This window comes from Rhodanobacter sp. G1, from assembly GCF_055397855.1.
In genome coordinates, this window is sequence record NZ_AP039674.1 from 349,137 (window position 1) to 365,577 (window position 16,441).

The window sequence follows — 16,441 nt, forward strand, 5'->3', positions numbered from 1 at the left end:
CTCTGGAATCCCCATGATTGGCCTGGTCAGGATCGCGCTTTCGCGGCCGTACACCTTCGTTGTCTTCTCCCTGCTCATCCTGATCACCGGCGCGCTGGCCGCGCTGCGCATGCCGGTGGACATCTTCCCGAGCATCGACATCCCGGTGATCGCGGTGGCCTGGCAGTACACCGGCCTGCCGCCCGACCAGATGGCCGGCCGCATCGATACGCCGTTCGAGCGCGCGCTCACCACCACGGTGGACGACATCGAGCACATCGAGGCGAACTCGTACAACACCTTCGGCATCGTCAAGATCTTCTTCCACCCGGGCGCCAACATCGCCATCGCCAACGCGCAGGTCACCGCGATCGCGCAGACCCTGCTCAAGCAGATGCCGCCGGGCACCACGCCGCCGCTGATCCTCAACTACAGCGCCTCCACCGTGCCCATCCTGCAGCTGGCGATGTCGGGCAAGGGGATGAGCGAGCAGAGCCTGGCCGACATCGGCCTCAACCAGGTGCGCTCCCGCCTGATCACGGTGGAGGGCGCGGGCATCCCGTATCCGTTCGGCGGCAAGACGCCGCAGGTGATGTTCGACCTCGACCCCGCCGCGCTGCAGGCGCGCGGGCTCACCGGCAACGACGTCGCCACCGCGCTGGCCGCGCAGAATCTGCTCACGCCGGTGGGCACGCAGAAGGTCGGCGACACCGAGTACGTGGTCGACCTCAACAACGCGCCGTCGGGGCTGGAAGACCTCGCCAACCTGCCGATCAAGTCGGTGAACGGCGCGATGGTCTACATGCACGACGTGGCCAACGTGCACTTCGGCAGCGCGGTGCAGACCAACATGGTGCATGTGGATGGCAGCCGTTCGGTGCTGCTCAGCGTGTTCAAGAGCGGCGCCACCTCCACGCTGGACATCATCAGCGGCGTCAAGAAGATGCTGGCGGAGATCAGGCCCACGCTGCCCGACGCGCTGCAGGTCAAGCCGGTCGGCGACCAGTCGGTGTTCGTCAGCGCGGCGGTGACCGGCGTGATCCGCGAAGGCGTGATCGCGGCGGCGCTGACCAGCCTGATGATCCTGCTGTTCCTGGGCAGCTGGCGCTCGACGGTGATCATCGCCGTGTCGATTCCGCTGGCGGTGCTGGGTTCGGTGGCCATGCTCGCGGCGCTGGGCCAGACGCTCAACATCATGACCCTGGGCGGCCTGGCGCTGGCGGTGGGCATCCTGGTGGACGATGCCACGGTGACCATCGAGAACATCAACTGGCACCTCGAGCACGGCAAGGACGTGGAAACCGCGATCATGGACGGCGCGGCGCAGATCGTGACGCCGGCCTTCGTCTCGCTGCTGTGCATCTGCATCGTGTTCGTGCCGATGTTCTTCCTGCAGGGCGTGGCGGGCTACCTGTTCGTGCCGATGGCCGAGGCGGTGATGTTCGCGATGGTCTGCTCGTTCTTCCTGTCGCGCACGCTGGTGCCGACGATGGCGAAGTACCTGCTCAAGCCGCACGCGCCGCATACCGACGAACACGGCACCAATGCGGCGCTGCCGCCGTCGCGCAACCCGCTGGTGCGCTTCCAGCGCCGCTTCGAGGCGCGCTTCGAGAAGATCCGCGGCGGCTACCATGGCCTGCTCGACCTGGCGCTGCGGCACCGGCGCGGCTTCACGCTGGGTTTCCTCGCCTTCGTGGTGCTGTCATTCGCGCTGACGCCGTTTCTCGGCCGCAACTTCTTCCCGTCGGTGGATGCCGGCCAGATGCTGATCCACGCGCGCGTGCGCGTCGGTACGCGGCTGGAGGACACCGCCGCCAGGTTCGGCCGCATCGAGCAGGCCATCCGCCAGATCATCCCGCCGAAGGATCTGGACACGGTGGCCGACAACATCGGCGCGCCGTTCCTGTCGTCGATCAACACCATCTACAACAACACCGGCACGATCGGCGAGCAGGACGGCGACATCCAGATCGCGCTGCGCGAAGGGCATGCGCCCACCGACGACTACGTGAAGCGCCTGCGCGAGGAACTGCCGAAGCGCTTCCCCGGCGTGACCTTCTCGTTCCTGCCCGCCGACATCGTCAGCCAGATCCTCAACTTCGGCACGCCGGCGCCGATCGAGCTGCAGGTACGCGGCCGCGACCTGCCTGCGGACTTCGCCTACGCCAACAAGCTGCTGGCGCAGATCCGCCGCGTCACCGGCGTGGCCGACGCGCGCATCCAGCAGTCGCAGTCGCTGCCCACGGTGGACGTGGATCTCGACCGCACGCGCGCGCAGTACGTCGGCGCCACCCCGCGCGACGTCACCAACAGCATGGTGGTGAACCTGGCCGGCAGCAGCCAGGTGGCGCCGACGTTCTGGCTCAACCCGAAGAACGGCATCACCTATCCCATCGTGATGCAGACGCCGCAGTACAAGATGGATACCTCGGCCGCGCTGGCCGACCTGCCGGTCAACGCCGCGGGCAGCCCGACCACGGTGCTGGGCGGCATCGCCGACATCAAGTACGGCCGCGCCGATGCGGAGGTGTCGGAATACAACATCCAGCCGATGGTGCAGATCTTCGCCAGCACGCAGGGGCGCGACCTCGGCGCGGTGGCCGCCGACATCCAGAAGGTCATCGACGCCAACGCCAAGGACGCGCCCAAGGGCACCACCGTGGCCCTGCTCGGCCAGGTGCAGACGATGAACACGGCGTTCAACGGCCTGCTGCTGGGCCTGCTCGGCGCGATCGCGCTGATCTACTTCCTGATCGTGGTGAACTTCCAGTCCTGGGCCGACCCGTTCGTGATCATCACCGCGCTGCCCGCCGCGCTGGCCGGCATTGTCTGGATGCTGTTCGCCAGCCACACCACGCTGTCGGTGCCGGCGCTCACCGGCGCGATCATGTGCATGGGCGTGGCCACCGCCAACTCGATCCTGGTGGTGAGCTTCTGCCGCGAGCGGCTGGCCGAGCACGGCGACGCGGCGCGGGCCGCGCTGGAGGCGGGCTTCGTGCGCTTCCGCCCGGTCTGCATGACGGCGCTGGCCATGGTCATCGGCATGCTGCCGATGGCGCTGGCGCTGGGCGAGGGCGGCGAGCAGAACGCGCCGCTCGGCCGCGCGGTGATCGGCGGCCTGGTGTTCGCCACCGTGTCCACCCTGTTCTTCGTCCCTGTCGTGTTCAGCATCATCCATCGGCGCCATGGCCAGCAGCCTGCGCCGCAAGGCCATCCCGGAGAGATCCATGTCCCAGCCTGATCCGCACCCCCAGCCGCAAGCCGCGCCGCGCGGCCTGCGCACGGCCGGCATCGCCGCCGCCGTGGTGGCCGCGGTCGTCGTCGTGTATGGCGTGGCCAGCCGTGTCCACGGCACGGAGCAGATGCGCGCCTGGACGCAGCAGCAGGCGCTGCCGGTGGTCGCGGTGGTGCAGCCGGAGCTGGCCAGGGGCCAGTCCTCGCTGCAGCTGCCGGGTCGCCTGCAGGCCTTCGTGAGCGCGCCGATCTACGCGCGCGTCTCCGGCTACCTCAAGAGCTGGAACACCGATATCGGCGCGCACGTGAAGAAGGGCGACCTGCTCGGCACCATCGAGACGCCGGACGTCGACCAGCAACTTGCGCAGGCACGGGCCAGCCTCGGCGTGGCGCAGGCCAACGCCAGGCTGGCGCAGATCAGCGCCAAGCGCTGGCAGGCGATGGCCGGCACCGACGCGGTCGCGCAGCAGGACATCGACCAGCGCACCAGCGCGCTGAACGCGGCCGAGGCGCAGGTGAAGGCCGCGCAGGCACAGGTCGACCAGCTCGAAGTCGAGAAGGGCTTCGCCAGGCTGGTCGCGCCGTTCGACGGCACCGTCACCGCGCGCGACACCGACGTGGGCGCGCTGATCAACGTCGGCAGCGGCGCCGGCCCGGAACTGTTCGTGGTATCCGACACCCGCAAGCTGCGCCTGTACGTCAACGTGCCGCAGAACTACGTGCCGCAGGTGCCGAAGGGCACCCGCGCCGTACTGCGCGTGCCGGAGCATCCGGGCCAGACCTACACCGCCACCGTGCTCGACTCGGCGGACTCGGTCAACGCCGCCAGCGGCACCACGCTGATGCAGCTGCTGGTGGACAACGCCAAGGGCGAGCTGATGCCCGGCGGATTCGCCAGCGTGAAGCTGGATCTCGGCGCGGCGCACGACGACCTCAGCGTGCCGTCCAGCGCGCTGGTCTTCAACGGCAAGGGCATGCAGGTGGCCACGCTGGGCGCCGACGACAGCGTCACGTTCAAGCCGGTGACCGTGCTGCGCGACGACGGCAAGCACGCCGTGATCGGCTCCGGTCTCGAAGCCGGCGACAAGGTGATCGATAGCCCGCCGGACGGCATCGATACGGGCGACCGCGTGCGCGTGGCCGCGCAGCCGAAGGCGGACGATTCCCATGCGAAGGGCTGACCGCTTCCTGCTCGCGCTGCCATTGGCCGCGGCGCTGGCCGGCTGCAACCTGGCGCCGGCCTACAAGGTGCCGACGACACCGGTCGCCGCGCAGTACAGGGACACCGGCCCGTGGGTGGTGGCGCAGCCCTCCGACCAGTTGCCGCGTGCCGACTGGTGGTCGTTGTACGGCGATCCGCAGCTCGATCAGCTGCAGCAGCGTCTGCTTGCCCACAACGCCGACCTCGCCGCCGCGCTGGCGCATTACCAGCAGGCACAGGCGCTGTTCCGCGAGGCGCGCTCGGGCTATTTCCCGCAGATCGGCGCCAGCGCGGGCGCCGTGCGTCAGCACCAGTCCGATAACGCGCCCTTGCGTGGCGCCACCGCGCCGGCGGACTACGACACCTATACCGCCGGCGCGCAGCTCGGCTACGAAGTGGATCTGTGGGGCAAGGTGCGCGACACCGTCGCCGCCGGTCGGGACGAGGCGCAGGCCACGGCAGCCGACCTCGCCTCGGTGCAGCTCAGCCTGCAGGCGCAGCTTGCCGACGACTACCTCGCGCTGCGCGGCCTAGACCAGCAGTTGCAGCTGTTGCAGCAGAACATCGATGCCTACGGGAAGGCACTGCATCTCACCCGGGAATTGCACAACGGCGGCATCGTCTCCGGCCTGGACGTGGCGCGCGCGCAGACGCAGTTGTCCACGGCGAAGTCGCAGTGGGCGCAGACCGCGGCCCAGCGCACGGAAATGCAGGACGCCATCGCGGTGCTGGTGGGCGAGTCCGCCTCGCAGTTCAGCCTGCCGGCGCAGACCGCGGCCATCCCGCTGCCGCGGATTCCGCTGGCCGTGCCCTCGACCCTGCTGCAGCGCCGCCCCGACATCGCCGCCGCCGAGCGCCGCACCGCCGAGGCCAATGCCGAAATCGGCGTGGCGCGCGCGGCGTACTTCCCCTCGCTGACGCTGGACGCGCAAGGCGGCTTCCTCAGCAAGCGCTACACCGACCTGCTCACCGCGCCCAACCACGTCTGGGCGCTCGGCCCTTCGCTGCTGTTCGACCTCTTCGACGGCGGCATGCGCAAGGCGCAGGTCGCGGTGGCCAGGGCCGCGGCGGACGAGGCCGGCGCGAAATACCGCGGCGTGGTGCTGGCCGCGTTCCAGCAGGTGGAGGACAACCTCGCCCTGCTCGACCGCTACGGCGCTGCGATGGTCGACCAGCAGGCTGCCGCCACCGCCGCGCAACACGCGCTGGATCTGGCGATGAAGCAGTACAAGGCCGGTGCGGCCAGCTACCTCGACGTGGTGCAGGCGCAGACCGCGGCGCTGCAGGCGCAAAGCGGAGTGCTCAGCCTGGGCACGCAGCAGCTGCGCGCCAGCGTGCAGCTCATCCGTGCACTGGGCGGCGGCTGGTCGCGCGAGCAGTTGGCGCGGAAGCCCGTGCATGGCGGCGTTGCGGCGGCTGGCGCTTGAAGCCCCGCGCCAGGCGGGCGGTCAATCCCGCTCCGCGTGTTCGTTCGCGCCGGTGATGATCCGCGCGTGCCGCGCCTGGCTCCAGTAGGCCATCGCCCAGTCCAGCAACACCACCAGGCGGTTGCGGAAGCCGATCAGGAACCAGATGTGCGCGCCCAGCCACACCCACCACGCAAGCAGGCCGGATAGCCGCAGCTTGCCGAACTGCGCCACCGCCGCCATGCGGCCGATGGTGGCCAGCGAACCGGCGTCGCGGTAGCGAAAGGGCATGGCGCGGGTGTCGCCGCGCAGGCGCGCGGTGATCAGCCGGCCCACGTGCTGGCCCATCTGCTTGGCGGCGGGCGCCACGCCGGGCACCGGGCGGCCCTCCTGCTGCACGCTGGCGAGATCGCCCAGCACGAACACCTCGGGGTGGCCGGGCAGGCTGAGATCTGACTGCACGATCACGCGGCCGGCACGATCCAGCGGTGCGTCGAGGCTGCGGCCCAGCGGCGAGGCGGCCACGCCCGCGGCCCACAGCACGGTGCGTGCGGCGATGCGTTCCTCCCCCAGTGTCACGCCTTCGCCGTCCACCACGGTCACCGCGTGGCCCAGGCATACCTGCACGCCAAGGTGCTCCAACTGCCGCTGCGCCTTGGCCGACAGCGCGGGGTCGAATGCGGCCAGCACGCGCGACCCCGCTTCCACCAGCAGGATGTTGGCCGACCGCGGCTGGGCGCGGCGGAACTCGCCGGTCAGCGTGTGGCGCGCAATCTCGGCCAGGGTGCCGGCCAGTTCCACGCCGGTGGCTCCACCGCCCACCACCACGAAGTTCAGCCACGCCTGGCGGCGCGCGGGATCGTCCTCCTGCTCGGCGCGTTCGAACGCGGTGAGCACGCGGCGGCGGATCGCCAGCGCGTCGTCCAGCGACTTCAGGCCCGGCGCGTTGGCGGCCCAGTCGTCGTGGCCGAAGTAGGCGTGCATGGCGCCGGTGGCGACGACGAGGCAGTCGTAGTCCAGCCGTTCGCGGGTGAGCTGCACGCGGCGTTGCGCGAGGTCGATACCGGTGACCTCGTCCATCAGCACGGTGACGTTGCGCTGGTGACGGAGGATCTGCCGCAGCGGCGCGGCGATCGACGGCGCCGACAGCCCCGCGGTGGCGACCTGGTACAGCAGCGGCTGGAACAGATGATGGTTGTGGCGATCCACCAGGGTGATGTGCGCCGGTGCGCGGGCCAGCGCGCGGGTGGCGCTGAGTCCGCCGAAACCGCCGCCGAGGATCACGATGTGGGGCCGTGCATCGGGCATGGCGGTGTCCTCAATAAAGATCGATCGGATCCACGTCCAGCGACCAGCGCACCTTGCGTGCGCCGGGCAGGCGCGCGAGTTGCGCGGCCCAGGGGCGCAGCGCGGCGTGCAGTTCGCGTCGCACGGCGGCTTCCAGCAGCAACTGGCCGCGTTGGCGGCCGGCGCGCAGCGGCATCGGCGCGGGCATGGGGCCGGCGACCTGCAGGCCATGGTCGGCAGGCAGGGCGGCGCAGGCTTCGCCGAGGAAGGCATCCACCACGCTGCGTTGCGTGGCTTCGGCACGCAGCAGCGCCTGGTGCGCGAAGGGCGGCAGCAGACCCTGCCGCCGTTCGGCGAGCAGGCTCTGCGCGGCGGCGGCGTAGCCCTGCGCCAGCAGCTGGCGCAGCAGCGGGTGGTCGGGGTGATGGGTCTGCAGCAGCACGCGGCCCGGCTTGGCGGCGCGGCCGGCGCGGCCGGCCACCTGCACCAGCTGCTGCGCCAGCCGCTCGCTAGCGCGGAAGTCCACGCTGAGCAGGCCCTCGTCCACGCCGACGATGGCGACCAGGGTGAGGTTGGGCAGGTCGTGGCCCTTTGCCAGCATCTGGGTGCCGACCAGGATCGCGGGCTTCGCCTCGTCGCGCAGGCCGCCGAGCAGGTGCTCGAAGGCGTCGCGGCGGCGCGTGGTCTCGCGGTCGATGCGCAGCACGGGAATGTCGGGGAAGCGCGCGGCGAGCGCTTCTTCCAGCCGTTCGGTGCCCTGACCTTGCGGCTTGAGTTCGGCGGCGCCGCAGCTCGGACACGCGGCGGGGATGCGTGCGTGGTGGTCGCAGTGGTGGCAGACCAGCGCGCGCCGCCCGGCATGCAGGGTCATCGGGCGCTCGCAGCGCGGACAGTCGGCGTGCCAGCCGCAGGCGTGGCAGTACAACACCGGCGCATAGCCGCGGCGGTTCTTGAACACCAGCACCTGCTCGCCGCGCGCCACGGTGTCGGCCACCGCCGCGAGCAGGGTGGGCGAGAGGCCGTGTTCCAGCCGCTGCGCGCGCATGTCGACGATCTGCACCTGCGGCGGCCGCACCGCGCCGGGGCGGGCGCGCAGGTGCAGCGCGCGGTAGCGGCCGGCTTCCACGTTGGCCAGCGATTCCAGCGACGGCGTGCCCGAGCCCAACAGCACCGGCACGCCCAGCGCGCGGGCGCGCACCACGGCGAGGTCGCGCGCGTGGTAGCGGAAGCCTTCCTGCTGCTTGTAGGCGCCGTCGTGCTCCTCGTCCACGATCACCAGCCCGGCTTGCGGCAGCGGCGTGAACACCGCGGAGCGGGTGCCGAGGATCACCTTCGCCTCGCCCGAGCGGGCGCGCAGCCAGGCGCGTGCGCGTTCGCCCTCGGCGAGGTTGGAGTGGATCACTTCCACGGGCACGCCCAGGCGCTCGCGCAGGCGGCGCAGGGTCTGCGGTGCGAGGCCGATCTCCGGCACCAGCAGCAGCGCCTGTTTGCCCTGCGCCAGCACGCGCTCGATCAGGGCGAGATACACCTCGGTCTTGCCGCTGCCGGTGACGCCGTCGAGCAGGAAGGGTTGGTAGCGGCCGAGGCATTCGGCCACGGCGTCCACGGCTTGCTGCTGCTCTTCGCTGAGTGCGGGGGCGTTGCGTGTGGGCGCGTGCGCGCGGGCACTGCGCTCGCCGCGCTCGACGAGGCCGGCGGCCAGCAGCCGCCGCGCCGCGGCACGCCAGTCGGGCAGGCAGGCGTCCAGTTCGGCGGCGCTCGATGCGCCGGCGGCGAGTTCGGCGAGCAGGGCCAGGCTGTTGCCGCGGCGGCTGCGCGCATCCAGCGCGCTGCGCCCGGCGAGGGTGAGCGACCAGCATTCCTCGCCCAGCGGCGGCAGCGGCTTCGCTTCGCGCAGCGCCAGCGGCAGCGCGTTGGCATAGGCCTCGCCGGGTGCGGCCAGCCAGTAGTCGGCGGCCCAGGCCAGGGTCTGCATCAGTTCGGCGTCGAGCAGGGGGCCGTCGTCCAGCAGGCGCAGCGCGCGCTTGAGCTTGCCTGCGCCCACCGCCGCTTCCACGCCCGTAGCCACCACGACGCCCACCGCCTGGCCGCGACCGAACGGCACCAGCACCCGGCTGCCCGGCCGTGCCTCGCCGCCCGCCGCGGGTGGCAGGTAGTCGAACAGGGTGGGCAGGGGCACCGGCAGGGCGACGCGCAGGACGACGGGCATCATGCCGGGCAGTTTAGCGGCGAGGTCAAGCCGGCCGGGCCTGCATGCTCCGCGCGTGGTTCAAGCGGAGCGAAGCTTGCGGGCACTTGCTGCCTGCGGATCGAGAAACGGGGCGCAAGTCACTCTTTGGCGCAGGTTTTTCCGTTTATCCACAAAGCCTGTGGAAAAGTCTGTGGACGAGGCGGGGACGAGGGGCGCCGAAGCGCATGGCGTCGCCCTTCATGACGGTCTGGACACGTTTTAGTCACGCAAAAAACATGTTCCGTATCAATGACTTGAAATTTTCGCCCGGCAAGCGTTCATTCGATGATCACGCGCCGCGGAATGACTTGACAGGTTATTGACGCTGTGCAAAACCGCGATCGCCCCCGTGTTCAGTGCGCCATCCCCAGCACGGTCGCGCCAAGCAGCACGATGACCAGCAGCCAGAACCAGCACCAGCCGATGCACCAGTACTTCAGCAGGGTCATCGGCCAGCCCTGCCGGTAGATGCGTTTCTGCATCAGCAGCAGGTAGATCGGCGCCCACAGCACCAGAATGCGTTCCAGCCAGTTCAGCGGGTAGGTGGTCCAGAGCGCCCGCGGTTCCAGCCAATGGGCCAGCGCCGCCAACAGGATGCATAGCAGCAGCCACAGGAACAGGAAGGCCTGGCTGTGCAGCGCCACGATCAGGTGCTCCATGTAGAGCCGGCGCTTGAACACGTAGAACAGCTTGAGCAGCAGCGCGAACACCGGCATCAACACCAGCATGGCGCCCGGCAATTTGCCGAAGACGCCGTTGACCATGCGTTCCTTGGCGGCCTCGCGGGTGGCCGGGTCGCCGTGCTGGTAGTCGTAATAGTTGTCCTGGATGTGCTGGAAAGTCCGGGTCAGCCCGGCGTTGACGAAACCCGGCAGCCAGCCGATGCGCACCGGATCCACCGGCGTGCGGCCAGTGTTGCGTCGGACGGCGGGAGCGGCGGCGCTGGCGCTGGGCGCGGGCAATGGCTGCGCGTGCAGTTCGACCAGGCGCCGGTTGGCGGCATCGCGGAGCATCTGCTTGACCTTGCCTGCCTGCGCGGCCATCGCGTCGCTGCCGAGGGTCTGCACGGCATTGAGCGCGTTGATCTTCTTCTCCAGCATGTCGCGCACTTCGGTGGCGCTGTCCGCGTCCGCGAAGTCGCTGCCGCGGTCGAGCAGCACCCGCTGCTGGTGCTGGTCGATGTCCTGCTCGATCCCCGACGAGGCGGCCAGGTGCAGCACGAAGAAGCACAGCAGGCACAGCACGAACATCAGCCGGAACGGCGCGATGTAGCGTATGCGGCGGCCGGCGAAGTATTCCAGGGTGAGGAAGCCGGGCTTCAGGAACAGCGGCGGCAGCGTGTGCACGATGCGGCTGTCGATGTGCAGCACCGTCTCCACGGTTTCCTCGACCATGTGGTGCATGGGCTTGAGCACGCTGTGCACGGACTGGCCGCACTCGTGGCAGTACTCGCCCACCAGCGGCGTGGCGCAGTTGGCGCAGTGCAGGCCCTCGTGGCTGACCAGGGATTTCATCGCGTGCCCCTCGATTGCGTCGCAGCGCGCGATCTTGGCACAGCATGCGGTTCCCGACAGCCCCGCCGGCTAGAATGGTTGCCCGCTGGAGTCTTCCGATGAAACCGCTACGCCCCGAGCGTGCCCGCGTGCGGCACGAGATCGGCGCCACCGTGCGCCTCGCCCTTCCGCTGATCCTGGCGCAGCTGGCCGCGGTAGGCAGCAACGTGATCGACGCGGTGCTTTCCGGCCACGTCGGCGCGCACGTGCTGGGCGCGGTGGCGGTGGGCGCCAGCATCTGGTCGCTGGCCATCGTCAGCGGCATTGGCGTGATGATGGCGGTGCCGCCTTCGGTGGCGCAGCTGGACGGCGCGGGGCGACGCGGCGAGGTGGGCGCGGTGTTCCGCCAGGCCCTGTGGCTGGCCTTGGCGATGGGCGTGCTGCTGTGGTTCGCGGTGCGCCATGCCGGGCCGCTGATCGACCTGATCGGCGTGACGCCCAGCCTGCGCCACGACGTGCTGCGCTTCCTGTTCGCGATCAGCTGGGGCGCACCGGCGCTGACCTGCTATTTCGCGCTGCGCGGGCTGTCCGAAGGGCTGTCGCTGACGCGGCCGTCGATGTACTTCGGCTTCGGCGGCCTCGTGCTGCTGGTGCCGCTGGGCTACGTGCTGATGTTCGGCAAGCTGGGCATCCCGCCGCAGGGCGCGCACGGCTGCGGCATCGCCACCGCCACGGCGCTGTGGCTGGAGATGGCCGGCTTCGCCGTGTACGTGCTGAAGCACCGCAACTACCGCGGGCTGAACCTGCTGCAGCATTTCGAGTGGCCGGACTGGCGGCGCATCGGCGCGCTGCTGCACGTGGGCGCGCCGATGGCGGTCACCCTGCTGGCTGAGGGCGGCCTGTTCGTGGCCACAGCGCTGATCATCAGCACGCTGGGCGAGGACGTGATCGCCAGCCACCAGGTGGCGCTCAACGTCGCCACGCTGTTCTTCATGGTGCCGCTGGGCCTGGCGATGGCGATCACCGTGCGCGTGGGCAACGCGGTGGGCCGCGGCGACGCCAGCGGCGTGCGCTACGCCGGCTTCTGCGGCATCGGCCTGACGCTGGCGTCGCAACTGGTGTCCGCCGCGCTGATGCTGGGGCTGCCGCATTTCATCGCCGCGCTGTACACGCACGACGCGAAGGTGATCGCGCTGGCGTCGCAGCTGATCGTGCTGGCGGGGCTGTTCCAGTTCTCCGACGGCGTCCAGGTGGCCGCGAACGGCGCGCTGCGCGGGCTCAAGGACACCCGCGTGCCGATGGCGATCACCCTGTTCGCGTACTGGGGCGTGGGCATGCCCACCGGCTGGTGGCTGGCCTTCCACCACGGGCTTGGCGCGCGCGGCATGTGGATGGGCCTGATCGCCGGCCTCACGGTGGCGGCGGCGATGCTGTTCACGCGCTTCTGGCGCAGCGCACGCCGCGAACGCTGGCGCCGGCATGCGCCGGCGCTGGCCGCGGCGCAAGCCTGAGAGCCTGTTCAATGCCTCCGCGTGGCTTGCGGAGACATTAAGCAGGCGCTGACGCCATGCCGCGCGAGCGGCTACGCTAGCGGCTCACGCAAGGAGCCGTAACCATGTCGCCACCGCCGATGCCGTCCCATCCCCTGCCGTTGCCGCCGCCACGCCGCGGCGGCTTCTGGGCCGCGCTGTGCAGCGTCGGTCGCGGCATCAACGTGGCGCGGCTGCTCATCGTCAACGCGGTGTTCTTCATTCTCCTGTTCATCGTGTTGCTGGCGGTCGTCGGCGGCATCGCCGCCAGCCGTGCGAAGAACACGGTGCTGGACGGCAGCGTGCTGGTGCTGCAGCCGGAGGGGCAACTGGTCGAGCAGTACAGCGTCGCCCCGTTGCAGCGTGCGCTGGCGTCGCTTTCGGGCGACAAGACGCAGCAGGTGCAGTTGCGCGACCTAGTGGGCGCCATCGACGCCGCGGCGAAGGACAAGCGCATCAGCCGCATCCTGCTGCTGCCGGACGAACTGCACGCCGGCGGCTTCGCCGCGCTGCGCGAGGTGGGTGCGGCGCTGGATCGCTTCCGCGCCGCCGGCAAGCCGGTGATCGCCTGGGCGGCGAACCTCGACCAGGGCCAGTACTACCTCGCCGCCCATGCCGACCGCGTGCTGCTCGATCCGCAGGGCAGCCTGATGCTCACCGGCCTCGCCAACTACCGGCTGTTCTACAAGGATCTGCTCGACAAGCTGGGCGTGGACGTGCACCTGTTTCGGGTGGGCCAGTTCAAGAGCGCGGCCGAGCCGTACATCCTCGACCACGCCTCGCCCGCCTCGAAGGAGGCCGACAGCTTCTGGATGGGCGGGCTGTGGGACGAGTACCTCGCCGAGGTGGCGAAGCTGCGCAAGCTCGATCCGGCGACGCTGCGCGCCGACGTGGACGACCTGCCGCAGACCATCGCGGGCACGCAAGGCGACCTCGCGCAACTGGCGCTCAACGAACACCTGATCGACGGCACCGCCACCCGCGCCGAACTGATCGCCAGCCTGCGCAGGCAGGGCGTGCCCGCCGCGAGGAACGGCCATGGCCTGCGTTCGGTGGATCTCGCGCATTACGCCGCCGCCGTCAGGAAGGATGCGGACGTGCTCGCCAGCGGCGTGACCGTGGTGGTGGCCGAGGGCGAGATCGCGGGCGGCAAGCGGCCGGCCGGCAGCATCGGCGGCGAATCCACCGCCGCGCTGATCCGCGCCGCGCGCGAGGACAAGCGCACCAAGGCCCTGGTGCTGCGCGTGGATTCCCCCGGCGGCGAGGTGTACGCCGCGGAGCAGATCCGCCGCGAGGTGGCGCTGACCCGCGAGGCCGGCATCCCGGTGGTGGTGTCGATGGGCGACGTGGCCGCCAGCGGCGGCTACTGGATCTCGATGAATGCCGACCGCATTATCGCCGAGCCCAACACCATCACCGGTTCCATTGGCATCTTCGGCATGTACTACTCGGTGCCGAACACGCTGGCCAAGTTCGGCATCCAGAGCGACGGCGTGGCCACCGGCCCGATGGCCGGCGCGTTCGACATCACCCGCCCGCTCGATCCCAGGGTGGGCACGGTGATCCAGGCCATCATCGACAAGGGCTACCGCGACTTCGTGGGCGGTGTGGCCAAGGCGCGCGGCAAGAGCTTCGACGCAATCGACGCCATCGCGCAGGGCCGCGTGTGGACGGGCAGCCAGGCCTTGGATCGCGGCTTGGTCGACCAGCTCGGCGGCCTCGGCGACGCGGAGGACGTCGCGGCCAGGCTGGCGAAGCTGGGCAAGGATTATTCCGTGCGCTACCAGCAGGCGCCGATGGGCGCGTTCGAGAGCTTCCTGGTCGGCTTCAGCCAGAACGCCAGCGTCGAGCTGCTGCGCAGCTGGGGCCTGCGCCTGCCGCCGTGGTTCGCACAGGTGCATGCGCTGGCGCCGGAGCTGTCGCTGCTGCGCGACGCGAAGGCCGGCGTGCCGAATGTCTACGCGTTCTGTTTCTGTTCGCCGCACTGAGTCCGCCCTGATTCTGCTCGTCATCCCGGCGCAGGCCGGGATCCAGTAGCGATCACGCTCGCTCAAGCCGTACGGTGACTGGATCCCGGCCTGCGCCGGGATGACGAGCAGAGAACGGCATTCGCAGCTCACGTTACGGCGGCGTGGTACCAGCCATCGTGCTGCGTGACGCGTACCGGCATGCCGAACGCCTCGCCCAGCACCTCGCCGGTGAGCGTGGCGGCCTTGCCGCCTTCGCGCAGCGTGCGGCCGTTCTTCAGCAGCAGCACCCGCCCGATCTCGGGGATGATTTCCTCGACGTGGTGGGTCACCAGCAGCAGGGTGGTGCCGCCGCGCGCCAGCGCGCGCAGGGTTTCCAGGAAATGGCGGCGGCTGGCGAGATCCAGCCCCGCGCAGGGCTCGTCCAGCAGCAGCGCGCGCGGGCGATGCACCAGCGCGCGGGCGATCAGTACGCGCCTCGCCTCACCGGTGGAGAGGCTGGCCATCTCGCGGCCGACCAGGTGGCCGGCTTCCAGTTGCGCCAGCGCGGCGTTCGCACGTTCGCGCATGGCGCCGGTGATTTCATGATCCAGCCACAGCCCGCGCGCGGCGAAGAAGCCGGACACCACCGCGTCGAACACTTCCAGCGGCGTGTCGGTGGTGTACTCGCGCTGCAGGGCCGGCGAGACGATGCCGAGCAGGCCGCGCAGTTCGGCCACGTTCCAGCGGTCGCGGCCGAACACGCGCACCGGGCGGCGGCCGTCGCCCGGTGCCAGCGGGTAGAGCTGGCGCGCGATCAGCTGCACCAGGGTGGACTTGCCCGAGCCGTTGGCGCCGAGAATGGCGGTGTGCTGGCCGGCTTCGATGCGCAGGCTGAGGCGGTCGAGCGCGTGGCGGTCGCCGCGCAGCACGGTGGCGGCGTCGATCTCGAGCAGGGGCGGCGTGGCAAGATTGGCGTCCATGCGCGGAACGATGCCGGCAAACGCCCGTCCGTGCAAGGCGTTTGGACGTCAAGACGGCCAAATAAAGGCTATTGAGTCTGCGCCTCGATCTGCTTGCGCTGGTCATCGGCCTGCTTGTTAACGATCTTCTGCACGTCCTTCGCGCGCTGCTCGTCCGCCTTCATCGCGTCCCACGGCGTGGCGACGCGGCTGCTAGCCGCGGTGGCGGGCTGCGCGACGGGTTCCGGCGGCTTGCCGGAGCAGGCGGCAAGGGCGAGGACACACAACCATGGCGGCAGGGTTTTCATCGTGCGAATCCCTCGAAGGCTTGCGTCGAGTGTCCCGCCGCGCGGCTCTGCGGGCAAGGCCATCGTGTAAGCTCGCCGCATGAACAGCCGCATCGACGCCTGGCAACTGCACGGCCATACCGCCCTGGTCACCGGCGCCAGCAAGGGCATCGGCTACGCCACCGCGCGCGAGCTGGCCGGGCTGGGCGCGAACCTGCTGCTGGTGGCGCGCGACGAGGATTACCTCGAACAGGTGCGCGTGGAACTGGCCGACGAGCACGAGGGCATTGCGGTCTACGCGATGGGCGCCGACCTCGCCGAGGCGGAGGACAGGCTGGCGGTGTTCGACTGGGTGGCCGACCTCGGCCTGCCGCTGTCGCTGCTGGTCAACAACGCCGGCGGCAACGTGCCGAAGCCGGTGCTGGAATATGGCGACGACGAGTACCGCGCGATCTTCGAGCTGAACCTGTTCGCCGCGTTCGAGATGTGCCGGCTGGCGCACCCGCAACTGGTGCAGCACGCGAACGCGGCCATCGTCAACGTGGGCTCGGTATCCGGCGCCACCCACGTGCGCACCGGTGCGCCCTACGGCATGAGCAAGGCCGCGCTGCACCAGCTCACCCGCAACCTCGCCGTGGAATGGGCCGTGGACGGCATCCGCGTCAACGCGGTGGCGCCGTGGTACATCCGCACCCAGCGCACCGACACCGCGCTGGCCGACGAGGATTACCTGGAGGAAGTGCTGGATCGCACGCCGCTGCGCCGCATCGGCGAGCCGGAGGAAGTGGCCGCGGCGATCGCCTTCCTGTGCATGCCCGCGGCCAGCTACATCACCGGGCAGGTGCTGGGCGTGGACGGCGGCTTCCTCAACTACGGCTTTTGAGATC

Annotated in this window: 11 protein-coding genes; 6 read left to right on the forward strand and 5 right to left on the reverse strand. The window is 70.2% G+C overall.

Annotation, left to right across the window (positions count from 1 at the left end; all coding sequences use genetic code 11):
- The first annotated feature begins 13 nt into the window (after positions 1-13).
- The 3 genes from ACZ5Z2_RS01400 to ACZ5Z2_RS01410 are packed head-to-tail and all read left to right on the forward strand — an operon-like array spanning position 14 to position 5,841.
- The gene (locus ACZ5Z2_RS01400) at positions 14-3,220 is read left to right on the forward strand and encodes an efflux RND transporter permease subunit (RefSeq protein WP_464760193.1); all 3,207 of its coding nucleotides are present in this window, start codon (positions 14-16) and stop codon (positions 3,218-3,220) included.
- Positions 3,207-4,394 (forward strand): efflux RND transporter periplasmic adaptor subunit, encoded by a 1,188-nt coding sequence (locus tag ACZ5Z2_RS01405; RefSeq protein WP_464760194.1) that lies wholly within the window; start codon positions 3,207-3,209, stop codon positions 4,392-4,394. Before ACZ5Z2_RS01400 ends, ACZ5Z2_RS01405 begins: the two co-directional genes overlap by 14 nt.
- Positions 4,381-5,841, forward strand: a complete 1,461-nt coding sequence (locus ACZ5Z2_RS01410) for an efflux transporter outer membrane subunit (RefSeq protein WP_464760195.1) — start codon at positions 4,381-4,383, stop codon at positions 5,839-5,841. The genes ACZ5Z2_RS01405 and ACZ5Z2_RS01410 overlap by 14 nt, the downstream gene beginning before the upstream one ends.
- Positions 5,842-5,862: 21 nt before the next feature.
- Here ACZ5Z2_RS01410 and ACZ5Z2_RS01415 read toward each other — a convergent pair whose 3' ends face one another.
- From ACZ5Z2_RS01415 to ACZ5Z2_RS01425, 3 genes are all read right to left on the reverse strand, one after another.
- Entirely contained in the window at positions 5,863-7,128 is a 1,266-nt protein-coding gene (locus ACZ5Z2_RS01415; RefSeq protein WP_464760196.1) for an NAD(P)/FAD-dependent oxidoreductase, read from the reverse strand.
- Between the two features lie 10 nt (positions 7,129-7,138).
- Positions 7,139-9,316: a primosomal protein N' gene (locus tag ACZ5Z2_RS01420; RefSeq protein WP_464761643.1), complete on the reverse strand. Its 2,178-nt coding sequence runs from the start codon at positions 9,314-9,316 to the stop codon at positions 7,139-7,141.
- Positions 9,317-9,690: 374 nt separating this feature from the next.
- Positions 9,691-10,851 carry a DUF3667 domain-containing protein gene (locus ACZ5Z2_RS01425; protein WP_464760197.1) on the reverse strand — a complete coding sequence of 387 codons (1,161 nt, stop codon included), beginning with the start codon at positions 10,849-10,851 and terminating at the stop codon, positions 9,691-9,693.
- A gap of 98 nt (positions 10,852-10,949) precedes the next feature.
- Here ACZ5Z2_RS01425 and ACZ5Z2_RS01430 point away from each other — a divergent pair, with 98 nt between their 5' ends.
- The gene (locus ACZ5Z2_RS01430) at positions 10,950-12,341 is read left to right on the forward strand and encodes an MATE family efflux transporter (protein ID WP_464760198.1); all 1,392 of its coding nucleotides are present in this window, start codon (positions 10,950-10,952) and stop codon (positions 12,339-12,341) included.
- 104 nt (positions 12,342-12,445) lie between these two features.
- Positions 12,446-14,347, forward strand: coding sequence for a signal peptide peptidase SppA (gene sppA / locus ACZ5Z2_RS01435; RefSeq protein WP_464760199.1), 1,902 nt, complete (start codon positions 12,446-12,448; stop codon positions 14,345-14,347).
- Positions 14,348-14,475: 128 nt separating this feature from the next.
- Here the strand turns inward: sppA and ACZ5Z2_RS01440 are convergent, their stop codons facing one another.
- Entirely contained in the window at positions 14,476-15,288 is an 813-nt protein-coding gene (locus ACZ5Z2_RS01440) for an ABC transporter ATP-binding protein (protein ID WP_464760200.1), read from the reverse strand.
- A 68-nt stretch (positions 15,289-15,356) separates the two neighbouring features.
- Positions 15,357-15,575, reverse strand: a complete 219-nt coding sequence (locus tag ACZ5Z2_RS01445) for a hypothetical protein (protein ID WP_464760201.1) — start codon at positions 15,573-15,575, stop codon at positions 15,357-15,359.
- A 79-nt stretch (positions 15,576-15,654) separates the two neighbouring features.
- Here ACZ5Z2_RS01445 and ACZ5Z2_RS01450 point away from each other — a divergent pair, with 79 nt between their 5' ends.
- A complete protein-coding gene (locus ACZ5Z2_RS01450; protein ID WP_464760202.1) occupies positions 15,655-16,437 on the forward strand; it encodes an SDR family oxidoreductase in 783 nt (260 codons plus the stop codon).
- Positions 16,438-16,441 lie beyond the last annotated feature (4 nt).

Bases quoted from the DNA above. Each gene is read 5' to 3' on its own strand.
- ACZ5Z2_RS01440 (WP_464760200.1), bottom strand. From the start codon at position 15,288: ATGGACGCCAATCTTGCCACGCCGCCCCTGCTCGAGATCGACGCCGCC.
- ACZ5Z2_RS01430 (WP_464760198.1), top strand. From the start codon at position 10,950: ATGAAACCGCTACGCCCCGAGCGTGCCCGCGTGCGGCACGAGATCGGC.
- ACZ5Z2_RS01420 (WP_464761643.1), bottom strand. From the start codon at position 9,316: ATGCCCGTCGTCCTGCGCGTCGCCCTGCCGGTGCCCCTGCCCACCCTG.
- sppA (WP_464760199.1), top strand. From the start codon at position 12,446: ATGTCGCCACCGCCGATGCCGTCCCATCCCCTGCCGTTGCCGCCGCCA.
- ACZ5Z2_RS01410 (WP_464760195.1), top strand. From the start codon at position 4,381: ATGCGAAGGGCTGACCGCTTCCTGCTCGCGCTGCCATTGGCCGCGGCG.
- ACZ5Z2_RS01405 (WP_464760194.1), top strand. From the start codon at position 3,207: ATGTCCCAGCCTGATCCGCACCCCCAGCCGCAAGCCGCGCCGCGCGGC.
- ACZ5Z2_RS01425 (WP_464760197.1), bottom strand. From the start codon at position 10,851: ATGAAATCCCTGGTCAGCCACGAGGGCCTGCACTGCGCCAACTGCGCC.
- ACZ5Z2_RS01415 (WP_464760196.1), bottom strand. From the start codon at position 7,128: ATGCCCGATGCACGGCCCCACATCGTGATCCTCGGCGGCGGTTTCGGC.
- ACZ5Z2_RS01400 (WP_464760193.1), top strand. From the start codon at position 14: ATGATTGGCCTGGTCAGGATCGCGCTTTCGCGGCCGTACACCTTCGTT.
- ACZ5Z2_RS01450 (WP_464760202.1), top strand. From the start codon at position 15,655: ATGAACAGCCGCATCGACGCCTGGCAACTGCACGGCCATACCGCCCTG.
- ACZ5Z2_RS01445 (WP_464760201.1), bottom strand. From the start codon at position 15,575: ATGAAAACCCTGCCGCCATGGTTGTGTGTCCTCGCCCTTGCCGCCTGC.